The following is a 15562-nucleotide window of genomic DNA, read 5'->3' on the forward strand; positions in this document are numbered from 1 at the left end:
CAGCCTAAAATTCTCAAACATGAAATACCTTAAAATGCTACCAATACTCCTGCTGACCGCAGGTCTGCAGATGGCAAATGCACAAAGCCGCAAAACGATGCAATGGATTGGCGGTCCTACCTATGTATTGCAGCTTGGCAGCTTTAAAATACTCACCGACCCCATGCTCAGCCCGAAAGGCGATTCTGCTTTTATCATTAAGCAACATCCGGGCACCGGGCAGATGAATGCCCCCATTACCAGGCTGATTGCTCCTGCATCATTTGACATGGCCCATATCGACTTATTGCTTGTCAGCCATCCGCATGCCGACCATATAGATAAGTATGCGATAGATAAGCTGGATAAAGGTTTGCATTTAATTGGCCCGGCAGAGAGCCACGATGTTTTCAGCGGCTGGGGATTTAATGATATTAATGGCCTGAGCTGGGGCGACAGCCTGACAATGACGAAAGGAAATGAAAACCTGAAGATCATTGCCGTGAAAACTGTTCACGCGTTGAATGAGCCCTTGCATACCGCTTTAGGAAAGGGGAACGGCTATATTATAGAATATCGCAGCGGTGAAGAACTTTACCGGGTATACTGGACCGGTGATACGGTGTGGTTCAATGAGATGAACAGCTTTACCAGGTATGGAAAGATTGACCTGATGATCCCCGATATGGGCGCAGTAGGCGCTGACGGTGACCTGGGACGGAGAGGCATGAACTGGGTGGATTGCCTGCACCTGGCAAAGGTCCTGAACCCAGCCGCCATCATCCCCGTACATCATTCCACCTTTTCTATGTACGTTGAGCCCATTGCTGTGCTGAAGCTCACCATGTCTTCTACCCCGTTTAGCGATCGCCTGCATATCCTGGAAACAGGTAAAACCGCGAAGCTTTAGTAGTATACTGATGAGAGAAAATACCCTTATGCGGCGGATAGCACAATGGCGCTGGAGCCCTGGGGCATAAAGATCATAGAAGAACAATAAGCAGCGTAAAGCGGTGGCCTGTGTAATTTATTGGGCAGGCGCTTTCATGGCGTCCAGGCCTTGCTGTTGTACCAGGTCTTTATAGGTAAGCAGTTTTACAGCCCCGCTTTTCACCTTTTGCTTAAATTCAGGAGACAGCAGCACGCTTAATTCTGCAGAACGGTGCATAGCCACTAAAGGCTTGGCGGCAGAATGCTGGTCTTTATTATTCATATCTATCAGGGCGTTCATTTCAGGAGTGGCCTCTGCTACGTGCATGACGATGAGGTTCACTTTGTTTGGCTGCAGGCTGCCAAGACGTTTAAAGAATTCCTGCTTCTTTGCTTCATAAGACACATCAAACATTGTTTGATAGTTCTCGCCAAAATATCTTGAAATACCCAGTTGGTATTGCTTTGCCAGCTCTTCTACAACGGCGCGTAGCTCAGGGGTAGAAACTGCAGTGCCCATGTGGTAATCCACATAGTCTATTTTCAGACCGGAATGCAACGCGCGTTCTATCTGTGCGGCCAGCTCTTTCTTTACATCATCGAGTTGATAGTGGCTATCCAGGAATTCTTTGGTGGAAGGCAGGAAATATCCATTGCTGTCAACGAGGCTTGGCACGGCGGTTCTGCCTGATACAGGCCCCCAGCGGTAATATTTCCATTCGCTGTTCAGCGTGAGGTGAACGCCTACTGATACATTGGGGTATTGCTTCAATACTTCTACGGCTTCCTGATACCAGGGACAGGCAAACATGACAGAACTGGAGAAAGGAATGCCTGTTGCAGCCACCTGTTTTATGGCGGTGGTAACGGCATGATTCATCCCGTTATCGTCCAGGCGCAGCAGCACCTGCGGAGCCTGTTGCTGGGCGTTTGATGCATGGTGGAATAAGCAGAGGAAGAACAGGCAAAAGCACAGTTGTTTTTTCATGATGAACGTGTTAGTGGTTTTAAATAGTGCTCGGTAAAACAAAGTAATAAAAATCTACGGCATTATATAACAAAAAAAGCCGCCTTTGCAGGCAGCTTTTCCGCTATTATCATGATCTTCCTTACAAATATTTTTTATCCAGCAACAATTTTTTCCACACCAGGTATCCATCACCGGTAAGGTGCAAACCGTCATTAGTGTATTGTTTATTCAGGCGGCCTTCGCTGTCGAGCAGCGCGTGATAAAGATCCACGTAAGTGCAGCGCTGTTCGCGGGCCAGCTGCTGCAGGTAAGTATTGATTGCATTGATATGTTCCTCTTTACGCTGGTGGCGCGGAAATTCGGGAAATGTGCCGTTAGTGGGCAGAATGCTTTCTATATAGATACCAGCGGTAGGCAAAGCGGTACGCAGCCTTTGGATGATGGTTGTATAGTTTTGAATGATCACACTATCCGGTATATTGGCCGCAATATCATTGATGCCGATCATGATGAAGACTTTTGCGGGCTTCCGGTTGATCACTTCATCCAGGCGGTTCAGGATGCCCCGGGTTCTGTCGCCGCTGATGCCGCGGTTCTTCAGCTTATTATTCTTGAACAGGTCGGCCCATTCCGCAAAGTCAGTAATGCTGTCGCCCAGGAAAATGATCTCGCCTGTTTCGGTATCCGGGATAAGCCTGAATTGGGATACTTTCTGGCGGTAATAGGTAGTGCTGTAAGTTGTATCATATTGCTGCACACCGGCTGTGCTTTCTGCTTTTTCTATAATGTGCAGCGGCACCTGCTCTTTGCCCTGGATGGCGTTCTGCATGAAATTATCCATCTCTTTGAACTTGCGGGCCATGTAACCGCTTACCTCATGTCCCTTGCCTTCATACGTATATAATGTTACCGGCAGGTTCTTTTTCTGCATTTCGGTGAAGAGGGTATAAGAACCGGACATGATCACCCAGCCCGGGGCGGTAGCGTCGCAATAGTGGTGCCCGGCAGTGGCATAAGGCACCAGCTGATCGGCGGTGCCGTGCATCATCAGCAAAGGTAGCGCCGGTTTGGCATATACCCGGTTCATATCGAGCACGGCGCCGGCGAATGACATGACGCCGGCGTAGCGAAAAGTCTTATAAGTAGTATCCGCTGCCTTTACAAAGGGATTAAATACCAGGTTCAGCACGGTTTCAGCACCGGCACTGCTGCCAGCCAGGAAGAGCTTTGTAGTATCTACCTGTAATGTGGAAGCATGTTGGCGTAAGTAATTAGTTGCATCCCAGGTATCTTCTACTGCCAGGCGAATGGCTTTCATCTTTTCGGGCAGGGCCGTTTCGCAGCCAAAGCTTTTGCCTTTGAGATACAGGCGGTATTTGATTACAAAGATGTTGTAGCCCATCTTCGACAAGCCTTCGGCAAAAGGCGCCTGCCCTGCAGGGTCGCCACCGGTAAAGCCTCCGCCATGTACGAAGAGTACGGAGATTCCATTGGAGGCAATACGGGGCTGGTAATGATCAAACCAGAGCGTATCCGTACCTTTTACGGCGTATACCGTACGGGAAGCTTGCTGTGCAAATAAACACAATGGAAATGATAACAACGCCCCTAATGCGAGACCGTGGAACTTTTTACTATTCATGTATTACTGGATTTTCAACTTTGAGTATACTGCTACAGACACTGCAATTATGGAAAAAAAGGGGGAATTTTCTGAAAAATTTGGTATTTGGTTTCTTTTAATTACTTTTGTCATCCCAAAAATGAAAACGCCGCGTTGGTCAAGGGGTTAAGACGCATCCCTTTCACGGATGAATCACGGGTTCGATTCCCGTACGCGGTACACAAGCAACGCCCGCTCTGAGAGCGGGTTTTGTATTTACAACAATTACTTCGGGCATCTTAGCCAAACTCCAATCAAGTATACTTTTGGCGCTTTATAACAATACGATAACCCTTACAACAAAAATTATGGAAGCAAGCAAAATCGGACCGGAAGAGGAAAAGCAATTGATCCAGCTTACCCTTAACGATTATCTTCAAGGACGTCCTGTAAAAGACATCGAAAGGCTTCGGAGCGCCTTTCACCCTGATGCATATATCAGGACCATCATCGACGGAAAGTTGGTTCAGTGGGCGCTGCCGCAATACCTGGACCTGGTTGCACAGGCAGCATTACAGGAATGCCAACCAGCGCTCCTTTCATATACCTGGGACGGAGACACAGGGTCGGCTCACGTGCAATTGACTTTTGCCACCTTTCGGTTCATTGACCGGTTTAACCTGGTAAAGCTGGATGGAAAATGGCTGATCATGGATAAAGTCTCCTATCGCCAGGAATTACCGTGAAAGGCTGTTGGATAAATATTATGAAGGCGGTAACTGCAAAAGCGATTTGTCGTAACTTTCTTCTATGATCTTCCACGAGTTTCCCGATCTCAGCTGGTTGAAGCACCAGATCGCCCAGGGTTTCAGCAACCGCCTGGGATGGGGAAATCTTCCGCTGGATACCGAAGGTTTTCCCAGTGTTATCATTCATACGAAGGTCAGCCAGTGCTTCCGTCCTGATATTAAAGGTCCCTTTTCTTTTTTCCTGAATATACGGGGCAATAGTCTCTGCACTGTGGACCGGCATACTACCCATGTCGGCGAGGACAACTATTTTGTCAGTAACCATTCGCAGTTGTATACGCTCCAGGTGGAAGAGGGTTCCGGCAGCACCGAAACTTTTAATATTCATTTCGGGGAATTCTTCAGCGAATCGGTATTGAATTCGCTTATCACTCCCGCACACAGGATCCTGGATGCAGGCACTGAAAAACAATTATCGCCTGTTTTGTTCTTCAACCAGTTACACCGCAGGGATGCCACCTTTAATGCCCTGATCCGGTCCATCCTCACCTCGCAGCAGGAAGCGGGGCCGAACAAACTCCGGTTTGAGGAACAGCTCACTTCCCTCCTGTCTTATCATTTGCAGCAGCACCATCATATTGCCCGGATCGTTAATAATCTGCCACCTGTACGAAAAGCTACCCGCATCGAGCTTTACAAACGCCTTTCCCGTGCCATGGATGTGCTCCGTGCCGACTGTTGCGGAACAGTAAGCCTGGATGAACTGGCAGCGGAAGCCTGTCTTTCCAAATATCATTTTTTAAGATTATTCCGTCAGGCCTATGGCCTGTCACCTTATCAATATATCCAGGAGCTCCGGATTGAAAAAGCCAGGGGCTTGCTCGCAAATCCCCTTATCTCCATAGCAGACATCGCCGACCTGATTGGATTTGATAATAGCCAGTCATTCAGCCGTCTCTTTTTTCAAAAAACGGGACTGTATCCCACCCAATACCGGCTCGGGTCAAAATAGCAATTTTGGTTATCCGGCGGATCGCCAGTCTTCAGAACTTTGTATCCACATACCATTTAATTATGTCCAGATCCACTTTTCGAAAGATTGCCGTCGTGCTTATTGCCTGGCTACTACTGCTTGGCCTATTATCCATACGTGGCTTTTTTGCCGACTTTTCCCGTCTGCCTCCGCGCCTGGCCCTGGCCTTGCTGCCACCTTTACCTGCAGTGCTGCTCTTCCTTCGCTCACGAGCGGGTAAGCAGCTGTTGCAGCATATTCAACCGCATTGGCTGATCTACCTGCAATCATTCCGTATCCTGGTAGAAATAGCATTGTGGTTACTTGTACGCAATGGATCATTGCCTGTACAGATGAGCTTTGAGGGGCGCAATTTCGACATTATCAGCGGCTTGCTGGCATTCCCGGTTGGTTACTATTGTTTTGTGAGAAAGTCCTGGCCTCCGGTGATAGCGTTATTATACAACATTACAGGCCTCGTGCTGCTGATCAATATTGTCGGTATTTCCGCACTGTCTATGCCAGGCCCGCTGCGTGCTTTTCATAACCAACCCGACAGTTCTTTGCTGACAAGATTCCCTTTAATTTATTTGCCTGGTTTGCTGGTTCCACTCGCTTATACACTGCATATTCTTTCCCTGCGGCAGTTAAAATACCTGACAACTACAATGAGCGCCTACCCACCAACGGAAGAACTAGTAAACAGGGAGTGAGCCCTTTTTTTGTAATTTTAATATCATGCTTATCGACCAGGCCACTTATAACCGGAAGAAGCTCAGAAACCAGGTGCTTATTTTTATTATCAAGCTGCTGGTCTATCTCGGGCTTACGTACTTCAGCTTCACTGAACAGGACTTGTTTAACAAGTACCATTGGCTGGAGCGGACCACCAGGGCCGTTTCGATGTTCCTGGCTGCTAACCTGCTTATATCGGTAGGCTGGATCGTAACCATCTTCTGGTACCTGCAAAAGCATCGCCTGCAGAAACTGACACGCGATAATTTTGTGCTGGGCATCAACCGCATCACCTCCGTGTTAAATACCGTTTTCTTCCTGGTAGCGCTGCTGATCTTTTTTGGACAAAAGCTATCCGAGCTGTTCTTCAGCCTTAGCATAGCTGCGGCAGCATTTGCGCTCCTATCCAAAGACTATATTACTAATATGATCAATGGCCTGATCATTATGTTCTCCGATCAATTGTCGCTGGGCGATCAGATCAAAGTGAATGAATACCGCGGAAAAGTGCTGGATATTACACTGGTCAATGTTGTGCTCCAGAATGAGGACGACGATATCGTGCTTATCCCCAATTCAGTGATCTTTTCTTCTATGGTGATCAACCAGAGCAAACAGAACATTAAAAAGCTGACCATAGAATTTGAACTGGACCTCAAACACCACGCCTCTCCTGAAATGATCGAGAAAGAGCTGAAAGCGGTACTGCTTCCTTTCTCCAGTAATATAACAGACAGCAGCTTCTCGCTAAAGATCCTGGAAATAAAGAAAGACGCCGTGCATTACAAGGTACAGTTCCTGATGCCGCGGCCGGATAAAGAAACGGAGCGCAAAATAAGACGCCTGCTGAACAGCAGTATCCTGTCATTTTCGGGTAGAGAGGTGAACGCCAATGAAGATGCAGTACAAAACACACGGGAGTAATTACAAATCTTTCCTGAAACAAACACTATTAGCACTGTCCACATACCTTCCAAACTTTGGAATTTGCCGATAGTGATGCTTTTGATAGAGCGCAATGGCCTCCGGCTGATTGCTGCCCGTTTCCAGGAGGCAGGCGCTATATCCCAGTTCCCGCGCCCATTTTTCCAGCTCCTGCAGTATCGCAGTAGCGATGCCTTTACCTCTGGCGGCTAGTTGCACATACATCCGTTTGACCTCCACCGCAGCATCATCATAAGCCCGGATGGCGCCACATCCCACCGGCTTTCCTGCTTCATATACAAGCAGCACTTGCGGGATGTCGCTGATCTGGTTGAGCTGCGCGTAGTATTCATGCTCATCGCCGTCTCTGATGCTCAGCTCCTGTTCCAGCTGGCCGGCAAGCAGTTGAAAGTCTTCATGGCCTGATGATGTGCGGATGATCTGCATGTGATAACTGATTACCTGTTCTCCAGCCAGCTTAAAAAAGTAGTGGTCTTTTCCTTGCCGATCAATAGCTTCTCAGGACTGGGGATCACCAGCTTTACCAGCAATTTCCTCGCAAAGTAATGCTCCACTTCTTTTACGGCGCTGAAGTTGATCAGGTATTGACGGTTCAACCTGAAGAATTGTTTGGGGGATACCAGGGCCTGCACCTGGTCCAGCGACTGGCTGATGAAATAGGATTGCTCATCAAAGGTCTTAATGGTAGCAGAGTCATAGCTGATATAGAAAAACGCTATCTGGTCTGTTTGTATCGTCGTGTACTTATTGTCTTTAAATACCAGGAAGCTCTTCTTTCCTTCGTCCAGGCCTATCTTTTTTAATAATCCGTCCAGGTCCGGCTGTGTATTTTGCTGGAAGAAATTTTTAAAGTTCTCCACCTTTTCGAAGGCCTGCTCGAGGTCTTCTTTGGAAAAAGGCTTTAACAGGTAGTCTACACCGTTGGCTTTGATCGCGTCCATGGAGTATTCTCCATAGGCGGTACAAAATACCACCGGGCATTGGATCTTTACGGCCTTGAAAATTTCAAAGCTCAATCCGTCTGAAAGCTGTATATCCATAAAGATAAGGTCGGGCGCTTCATTGCGGGAAAGGTAGTCCACCGCACTTTCGATGCTCTGCAGTTGTGCAAGGATCACCGCATTGGGCCGTGTTTTTTCGATCAGGGCCGCCAGCGACTTAGCGGCTTTCAATTCGTCTTCAATGATGATGACCTTCATGAATGACAGGAAGTTTTACGGTGAACAATGTTTCAGCAGGCTGGATGATTACTTTCTTATCCAACAGATGGGTGTAACGCTGATTGATATTTTCGAGCCCCAATCCGGTGGAAGCTTCCGGCGTTTTTTTCAGTTGCAGCGTATTCTCAACAACAATAAAACCATTCTCTGAATACAGGTTGATCTGCAAAGGTCGATCAAGCGATACGATATTATGCTTAATGGCATTTTCGATCAGCAGCTGGAGTGTAAAGGGCGGAATCAATGAGTTATAATACTCTTTACTGATGTTAACAGAAAGATTGATGCCCTCCTCAAAACGTGCCTTTAACAGGAACATATACGCATTCAGGATATCCAGCTCTTCTGACAGCCTGATAAGGTCTTGCTTACGGCTTTCCAGCGTGAAACGGTAGAAGTCTGAAAGTTTTAGAATAAACGGTACTGTTTGCGCATCCCCGCTTTCCACCATGTATTTGAGCGTATTCAAACTGTTAAAAAGGAAGTGCGGGTTTACCTGTTGTTTCAGCAACTCATACTGTGCACTCAGGTTATCTCCTTTGGAGCGTTCCAGCTCTATACCCACCTGCTGGTTAAGATAGGCCTGGTACAAAAGATGAAGGAACAGGTAGAACATTAAATTGATCAGGATGCCCCTCACTTCTACCATGAGCATTACAGGGCCAAAGTCCAGATGCGTCAGCAGGTACTGCTGAATGAGGGCCAGGATGAACATCACTATTAATCCCACCAGCAGGCTTTTGATCATCCGCATTACAGAGAATCCTCCTGCAACATTCCGCGAAGAATAAGCGGGAAATATGATGATATTGTAATACCATACAAAAAGCGCGAACAGGAATGTAACGGCAGAATTAACTATTGCTTCGTAAAGATTAAAGTGATGTTCAGCAATCTTAGGTACAGAAGCCAGGACGCCCAGAAAAATTGAGCTAAGCCAAATTAACCTGCCTGAAACTTTAAATGTTTTCTTTTTCATATAGTTAGCTCAAAACTAAGAATCACCAGCATATTATACCTAAAAATCTTGTTGGGCCTGTTTATACCAGGTTAATGGTAACATCAATATTACCCCTGGTAGATTTGGAATACGGACATGTTTGGTGTGCGAGATCCACCAGCTTACGGCTCACTTCAGCATCCAGACCAGGCAGGCTGACGTTAAGACGGGCGCGAAGGGAATAACCATCCTCACCTGAAACCAGATCGATCTCAGTATCAACAGCCAGATCAGCAGGCAGCTTCACTTTGTTCTGGGCAGCAGCAATACCTATCGCACCGATGAAACAAGCTGACCAGCCGGCGGCGAAAAGCTGTTCAGGGTTGGTGCCGTCGCCATGCGCGCCGGGAGATGTTAATTTAATATCCAGGCGACCGTCTGAACTTTTGGATTGACCATCCCGTCCACCTGTGGTATGTGTTTTACCTGTGTAAATTACTTTGGTTGCTTTGGTTGCACTAATTGCTTGTGACATATACTTTTATTTTTTTTGTTTTTAAATGATGGTGTAAAATTAGGGCTGCTGTGGGCCGGAAGGCAAGCGCCAGACGGGCAGCCGGACGAAGTAAGCGCTGAAGCAGACATTTTCAGGGCTCAATCAGCAGACTGGAAATCAGACCTGGCGGCAGCGGTAATATGGCCGTTGCTATTATCCTGTACAAGGCCGATCAGTTCCCAGCCGTTCTCAGTAAAGTCATCCGGTAGCTGGATACTGGCGTTGTTCTTAGCGGTGCTGAGCGGGAAACGCAGCATACGGCGTACTACCTGTGCATGCGATAATTTTCTGCCTGAGTTCTCACCTGCTTTTACATTGCTTTGCGCAGCGCGCTGTACCAGGGCCAACACCAGCTCCGCATCTTTTGCATTGCCCGTTTGCTGAAAATCAACATTCAGTTTATTACCATCTTTCCGGGCATTCAACGTCAATGTGCCGGTTGCCTGCTCCTCCAGCCCGGCAGAGATGGCCTGCAGGATAGCCCCTGTATTGGAACCTACATACTCTGAGGCGCCGTTCACTACGATCTGCGGTGTGTAGATGGTTCTAAGGTTCATCCATTGTGCATACTGGCCCTGCCTGTTTGAATACGCCGCATCGCTGAAGCGGTCTTTCCACCCCTGGTGATCCCAGTAGTCTACGTGAAAAGCCAGGAGATAGATCTCTTTGTTTGCGTTGTCTGCCTGGAGCTCTTCCAGGAACTTGTCTGCAGGCGGGCAGCTGGAGCAACCTTCTGAAGTGAAGAGCTCTACTACTGCGAAGCCTTTACCGTTTTTTGCTGTTTTCAAATCTTTAAGTGCTTTTTCATTACGCATATTGACAAATGCTGCCGATACGACCAGCACAGCGGCCAGGCCGGCGATAATCATTAGTGTTCTCATATCTGCTGTTTTTGATTTCATGATACAAATCTATGTACAGCATGCACCGTAGATTAAGCACTACCTGCCTGAATGGACAAAGTGGCGCCTGAACCCGGCATATCGCTACTCCGAAAAAATTAAGGGACTTTGCAGACAGATAGGGTCTGAGACAGCGTGCATTTACATATGAGTACTTTTCAGGTATTATAAATTTATTTTTTTATGTCAAGTGGGCTACGTATATTAGTATTCATGTTGTCATATACCGATAGTCTACCTACTGAAAGTAATATGACTTCCCTATAGCCACCTCTTATGAACTTCCACCTTTAATTTATTGACGTTGTATGACCGATCAACCGGAGATCCGGTGACGCAACAGTCATGTGCACAATGACGGGCGAGCTCGTACTGCCTGCAAGAAAACGGCCGTTTACCATTCCAAACCTGCTCTTATGATCCCACCAAACATGGTTGCCTGATCTGTTCAGCGACTGATGCCGTTTCGACTTTATTCATTTTATCAAACAAAAAGCTATGAAGTGTAGAATTATTGTCGTGATGTTGTGCTTACTTAGCTCGGCTACTGCTTTTGCCCAGCTAAAAGTAGGTTCCAACCCCAGCCAGATCAACAAATCTTCCATCCTGGAACTGGAGAGCACGCGCCAGGGCCTTTTGCTGCCCCGCATACCAGGCGTAAATCTGACTGCAGCCCCGTTAAATGCAGCTCCCGACGGTATGATCATTTATGTTTCAGATTCTGCCAGCCTCTTTATCCGCAAGAATGGCTTATGGCAAAGAATGTCTGTAGACAGTGTGGCCAATAATGGCAACTGGAACACTATCGGTAATGCCGGCCTTGATTCCAGCAAAAACTTCCTGGGCACCACCGATCAGCAGGCATTGATCTTTAAGACCAACAATGCTGAAAGAATGCGTTTTATGGCCAATGGAAATATTACAGTGGCTGCAGGTACCATTCCAACAGGCAGCGATCAGCTGCAGGTGATCGTAATAGACCCTGCAACAGGAGAACTGTTACAACGTACCATGGCGGCATCTGCATTCAATAATGCCATCGTCTCGCTAAACGGGCTGCGGGATACCGTACAAACCTTTGCGATAGACAGTGCCGTTACAAAAGACTTTACCATCAACTCGGCAACGGGCGTACATACTTTCAATCTTCCAACACAGAATGGGAATGGCACTACGTCGCGCGGTCTGTTATCTTATGCAGACTGGCTGCGCTTCGATTCATCCGCCAGGTTCCAGATATTACAAACTTTGTTCTCTGCCACACCGAATGCAAATGGTGTCAGCATTAACAACGGCACCCTCACCCTGCATGCTGCCGATGCAACCAATCCAGGCGGCGTTTCTGCGGGCAACCAAACCTTTGGCGGTAACAAAACTTTCCAGAACAATGTACAGGTGGGAGGTAATACCACGCTGGACGGGAAACTGATCATCAGCACCATCGGGGCTGCAGCGCCAACAGACAGTAATAATGTACTGATACGGCAAACCGATGGTACCATCGTAAAAAAACTACTGGATGCAAATGCTTTTAAGACACTTGTTACCGGTAAAGATCCCGGTGCTGTAAATGATATCAATATTGACAGCAGCTCTTCTTCACAGACCGTTATCAACATACCGGATGCTTCTACCACCGTAAGAGGCGTAATGAACCTGACCAGCGGCCAGACCTTCGCCGGTTACAAAAGCTTTCGGGACTCGCTTGCAGTCGGTGTTGCGGAGGGCACCAAAGCGAATTCCACCTTTCAGGTTACCGGTTCCGTCGCTACCAACCTTACCAAGGTAAGCACCAGCTACACGGTGAATGCAGGCGATAATACCGTATTGGCAGACGCCAGCGGCGGCGCCCTCACCATTACACTGCCCAGCCCCGGCGCCATTGCAGGCCGCATGTACACCATCAAGAAAATAGGCAGCGGCGGTATAGATAAAGAAGTAACGATCACCACATCCGGTGGAACCATCGATGGCAACAGCAACTACATCATCTATAACGACTGGACTTTTGTAACGCTCCAGACTGATGGAACCGACTGGTACGTGATCAAGAAGTAGCCTTTCAAGCAGCTGCTATGAGCAAAATACTAAGAACAATCCTGCCAGCAGTTTTACTGCTGTTACTACCCCCCTTGCTGCTTGCCCAACAGCTGAAGCTTGGGAGTAACCCGGCAACTATCAACAAGGCAGCGGTACTGGAACTGGAAAGCGGCGTACAGGGACTGTTATTGACGAGAATAACAGATACGACGAAAGCACCGCTCACTACTGCGCCAGACGGCACTATCCTTTTCTTTAAAGGGGATAGCAGCCTGCGTGTGCGCAGTGGCGGTGCATGGAAGAAACAACTCTTCGCGATAGACACTACCGACATCGCCAATTTTTACCTGAAGGCGCGGTCCCTGATCAATACGGGCAGCGGTCTGGCTTACAACAATGTTACCGGCACCATCACCTTGTCTCCTTCTGCCTCCACAGGTGGCGCCTGGCTGCTGGGTGGCAATGCAGTCAGCGCGCTACAAACCCTGGGCACCACCACTGCTTTTGACCTGCCGTTCATTACCAATAACACGGAAAAGATGCGTATCAGCAGCAGCGGCAGCGTGGGCATAGGAAGCAGCACATTCAACGGAACGAATCCTGAACGTTTGCTGGTAGATAATGGTACTTCCACCTCTTTGAACGTGATCCGCGCAACGGGCAGCATCAACAACAACCTGCAGTTTAGCATTACTAATGTTCATGGGGGACAGAGCGCAAGAACGGATATTATTGCCTACGCCAATAACGGCAGCAGCACTAAAAACTTTACTGCGATGGGTGTTACTTCCGGCGGTTACAGCCAGGCCGTGATATATGGAGGCACCAATACCGCCTACCTGTATGCTACAGCAAATGACTTTACCATTGGTAATGCCAGCAGCGCCAGGAACCTGATATTTTTTACCGGGGGTACTGCCACTACCAATGAAGCCATGCGGATAGACGGTACAGGAGATGTGGGCATTGCCAACACCAACCCCACTGCTAAACTGGACGTAGGCGGCACTTTCAAATTGGGCGCGGCGGGTACCGTGATGAGCAGCATGATCAAATCAAATTTTGCGCTTTCTGATAATGCAACGAATATCACAACAACAGTAAGCCTTACAAAAACAGCTACAGTTACAGGCGCCAATTTGAACGCGTCTGTAATTGTAAACCCGAGAACGGCACTTCCACAAGGACTGGCAATAGCATATGCTTTTATAAGCGCCGCCAATACCATTACCATCAATTTTATCAATACGGGAGCTGGCACCGGAGGCAATCAGCGACTTGGAAGCGTAACATTTGATGTAACCATTATCAATCCGTGATGAAGGCTTTATTATTCCATATTGCCTGCTGGCTCATACTGGGAAGCCCGCTTTGTCTTGCGCAAACAGGGGTGTACATCCCTGCGGGAGGAAGTATTGCCGTTCACAGGAAAGACACGGTGGCTATTTTCAGCAACGTAAAGAATGATGGCCACTTTGGTTCACTGAACGGCAGTGTGATCAATTTTTATGGCACTAAATGGGAGAATGGTAATGAGGCGGCGCTGCCGGATGACAATGATTATAACAACAGCACACTGCAGGATATGGGCGGGGTGTTCCGCTTTCTGCAGCCAAAGGGTACTAACCCCGGAGCGCAGTACATATATGGCGGTTACAATGTAAGCGCAAAAACAGGCGCCAGTTTTCCCAAGCTGAGCGTGGGCAACAAAGACGGGATCTACCTGGAAGATCTCAGCGATCTTAAAGTAAGATATACACTACACTTTGAAACAGGACATATTTTATTGAACGGATGGAACCTGGTTATAGGAGAAAGGTACCCCGGAAATATCACCGGCTATTCTGATCAACGTTTTGTGGTTACCGGCTCAACGCCGGGTGGAGGCTCCCTGTACAGGGAGCATATCGGTACGGCAGACAGCATGGTGATATTTCCACTGGGGACCAGCACCAACAGTTATTCGCCACTGGCACTGAGAAGCAACAGCGGCGACCCGGCGGATATCCATGTAAGGGTGTTTGACAGTGTTTACCAATATGCCGTATCCGGCAATACCAATTCAATGGACTATGTGCGGAAAACCTGGAATGTGGAACAGGATGCAGCCACCCGGAATGATGTTACCGTATGGATACAGCACCAGGTGGAAGATGAAGGCGCCGCTTTTGCCGCCAACCGCGACAGCAGCTATGTAAGCCGTTATGTGGATGGCGTGGGCTGGGATACTTTACCACCAGCCGGGCTTTCCGGTCCGGGCGTGTTTACCAACGGCACGCCGGTGCGCAGTACTTATATCAACCGCCGAACCTTTCATGACGGACTGGAAAAGAGCACCTATCTCACTGCCGCTGCCTACAACGCGCCTTATTCTGATGTATCGCTCTTCTTTGAAGCTTACCGTGAAACGATCCGCTGGGTAGGTACCCGCTGGCGCACCAGCAAAGAGCTCAACCTGCTGCGCTATGAATTGCAGCGGCGGCGGGAAACAGAAGACAGCTTCTACACCGTGGCCCGGATAGCGCCCTATACCCTGAGCGGCACCAGCAATACGCCACAGTCTTACTCTTACAGGGATGACGACCTCTATGATAACTGGACCTATTACCGCCTGAAAATATTCGGTAAAGACGGCAAGATCCATTACAGTATTATCCGGAAAGTGCCCTGGCTCATCCAGATCACCGTATCGCCCAATCCCAACGATGGCCGCTTCCGCGTAACAACTTTCGGCGTACATCACAAGCTGCGCATGGTCATGTATGATATGCTGGGCAGGAAACAGGACGAGCGGATGCTGGACGGTACAGATACGTATGTATCAAAAACCAATCTCCCTGCGGGTATGTACATCCTTACTTTCTATGATACGGAGGATAATAACCAGGTGGTGAATCATACCAAGATCGAGATCATTGCCAACTAAAGGCCTGCAAAAAATTCTTGCTCATGCTGTATGATTTTATTAAATTATATCGCGG

Annotated in this window: 15 protein-coding genes and 1 tRNA gene; 9 read left to right on the top strand and 7 right to left on the bottom strand. The window is 48.1% G+C overall.

Annotated elements, in window-relative coordinates:
- The first annotated feature begins 19 nt into the window (after positions 1–19).
- Complete coding sequence (locus ACR9Y8_RS13670; protein ID WP_481213801.1) at positions 20–889, top strand: MBL fold metallo-hydrolase; 870 nt, start codon at positions 20–22, stop codon at positions 887–889.
- A 117-nt stretch (positions 890–1006) separates the two neighbouring features.
- On the opposite strand, the gene ACR9Y8_RS13675 is transcribed toward ACR9Y8_RS13670, so the two are convergent.
- Both ACR9Y8_RS13675 and ACR9Y8_RS13680 read right to left on the bottom strand, forming a co-directional pair.
- Entirely contained in the window at positions 1007–1897 is an 891-nt protein-coding gene (locus tag ACR9Y8_RS13675; RefSeq protein ID WP_481213802.1) for a ChbG/HpnK family deacetylase, read from the bottom strand.
- 121 nt (positions 1898–2018) lie between these two features.
- Entirely contained in the window at positions 2019–3521 is a 1503-nt protein-coding gene (locus ACR9Y8_RS13680) for a GDSL-type esterase/lipase family protein (RefSeq protein ID WP_481213803.1), read from the bottom strand.
- A gap of 129 nt (positions 3522–3650) precedes the next feature.
- Between ACR9Y8_RS13680 and ACR9Y8_RS13685 the strand changes: the two genes are divergently transcribed.
- The 5 genes from ACR9Y8_RS13685 (at position 3651) to ACR9Y8_RS13705 (ending at position 6902) form a co-directional block, all read left to right on the top strand.
- Positions 3651–3722, top strand: a tRNA-Glu gene (locus ACR9Y8_RS13685).
- A 128-nt stretch (positions 3723–3850) separates the two neighbouring features.
- A complete protein-coding gene (locus ACR9Y8_RS13690) occupies positions 3851–4228 on the top strand; it encodes a nuclear transport factor 2 family protein (RefSeq protein ID WP_481213804.1) in 378 nt (125 codons plus the stop codon).
- Between the two features lie 64 nt (positions 4229–4292).
- Positions 4293–5243, top strand: coding sequence for a helix-turn-helix domain-containing protein (locus ACR9Y8_RS13695; protein WP_481213805.1), 951 nt, complete (start codon positions 4293–4295; stop codon positions 5241–5243).
- Between the two features lie 62 nt (positions 5244–5305).
- Positions 5306–5956 (top strand): hypothetical protein, encoded by a 651-nt coding sequence (locus ACR9Y8_RS13700; protein ID WP_481213806.1) that lies wholly within the window; start codon positions 5306–5308, stop codon positions 5954–5956.
- Positions 5957–5981: 25 nt separating this feature from the next.
- On the top strand, positions 5982–6902 hold the full coding sequence (locus tag ACR9Y8_RS13705) for a mechanosensitive ion channel family protein (protein ID WP_481213807.1): 921 nt from the start codon (positions 5982–5984) through the stop codon (positions 6900–6902).
- Here ACR9Y8_RS13705 and ACR9Y8_RS13710 read toward each other — a convergent pair whose 3' ends face one another.
- The 5 genes from ACR9Y8_RS13710 to ACR9Y8_RS13730 all read right to left on the bottom strand — a co-directional run bounded on the left by ACR9Y8_RS13710 (position 6903) and on the right by ACR9Y8_RS13730 (position 10520).
- Positions 6903–7349: a GNAT family N-acetyltransferase gene (locus ACR9Y8_RS13710; RefSeq protein WP_481213808.1), complete on the bottom strand. Its 447-nt coding sequence runs from the start codon at positions 7347–7349 to the stop codon at positions 6903–6905.
- Positions 7350–7360: 11 nt separating this feature from the next.
- Positions 7361–8122: a LytR/AlgR family response regulator transcription factor gene (locus ACR9Y8_RS13715; protein ID WP_481213809.1), complete on the bottom strand. Its 762-nt coding sequence runs from the start codon at positions 8120–8122 to the stop codon at positions 7361–7363.
- Positions 8103–9122 (bottom strand): sensor histidine kinase, encoded by a 1020-nt coding sequence (locus tag ACR9Y8_RS13720; protein ID WP_481213810.1) that lies wholly within the window; start codon positions 9120–9122, stop codon positions 8103–8105. The genes ACR9Y8_RS13715 and ACR9Y8_RS13720 overlap by 20 nt, the downstream gene beginning before the upstream one ends.
- A 61-nt stretch (positions 9123–9183) precedes the next feature.
- Positions 9184–9618: an organic hydroperoxide resistance protein gene (locus ACR9Y8_RS13725; protein WP_481213811.1), complete on the bottom strand. Its 435-nt coding sequence runs from the start codon at positions 9616–9618 to the stop codon at positions 9184–9186.
- A 119-nt stretch (positions 9619–9737) separates the two neighbouring features.
- On the bottom strand, positions 9738–10520 hold the full coding sequence (locus ACR9Y8_RS13730) for a DUF1223 domain-containing protein (RefSeq protein WP_481213812.1): 783 nt from the start codon (positions 10518–10520) through the stop codon (positions 9738–9740).
- Positions 10521–11039: 519 nt separating this feature from the next.
- Here ACR9Y8_RS13730 and ACR9Y8_RS13735 point away from each other — a divergent pair.
- The 3 genes from ACR9Y8_RS13735 to ACR9Y8_RS13745 are packed head-to-tail and all read left to right on the top strand — an operon-like array spanning position 11040 to position 15507.
- Entirely contained in the window at positions 11040–12599 is a 1560-nt protein-coding gene (locus ACR9Y8_RS13735; RefSeq protein WP_481213813.1) for an autotransporter outer membrane beta-barrel domain-containing protein, read from the top strand.
- Positions 12600–12616: 17 nt separating this feature from the next.
- Positions 12617–13900: a hypothetical protein gene (locus tag ACR9Y8_RS13740; protein WP_481213814.1), complete on the top strand. Its 1284-nt coding sequence runs from the start codon at positions 12617–12619 to the stop codon at positions 13898–13900.
- On the top strand, positions 13900–15507 hold the full coding sequence (locus ACR9Y8_RS13745; RefSeq protein WP_481213815.1) for a T9SS type A sorting domain-containing protein: 1608 nt from the start codon (positions 13900–13902) through the stop codon (positions 15505–15507). The genes ACR9Y8_RS13740 and ACR9Y8_RS13745 overlap by 1 nt, the downstream gene beginning before the upstream one ends.
- Positions 15508–15562: the final 55 nt, after the last annotated feature.

The sequence above is a fragment of the Chitinophaga sp. SVR4-12A genome (genome assembly GCF_056754765.1).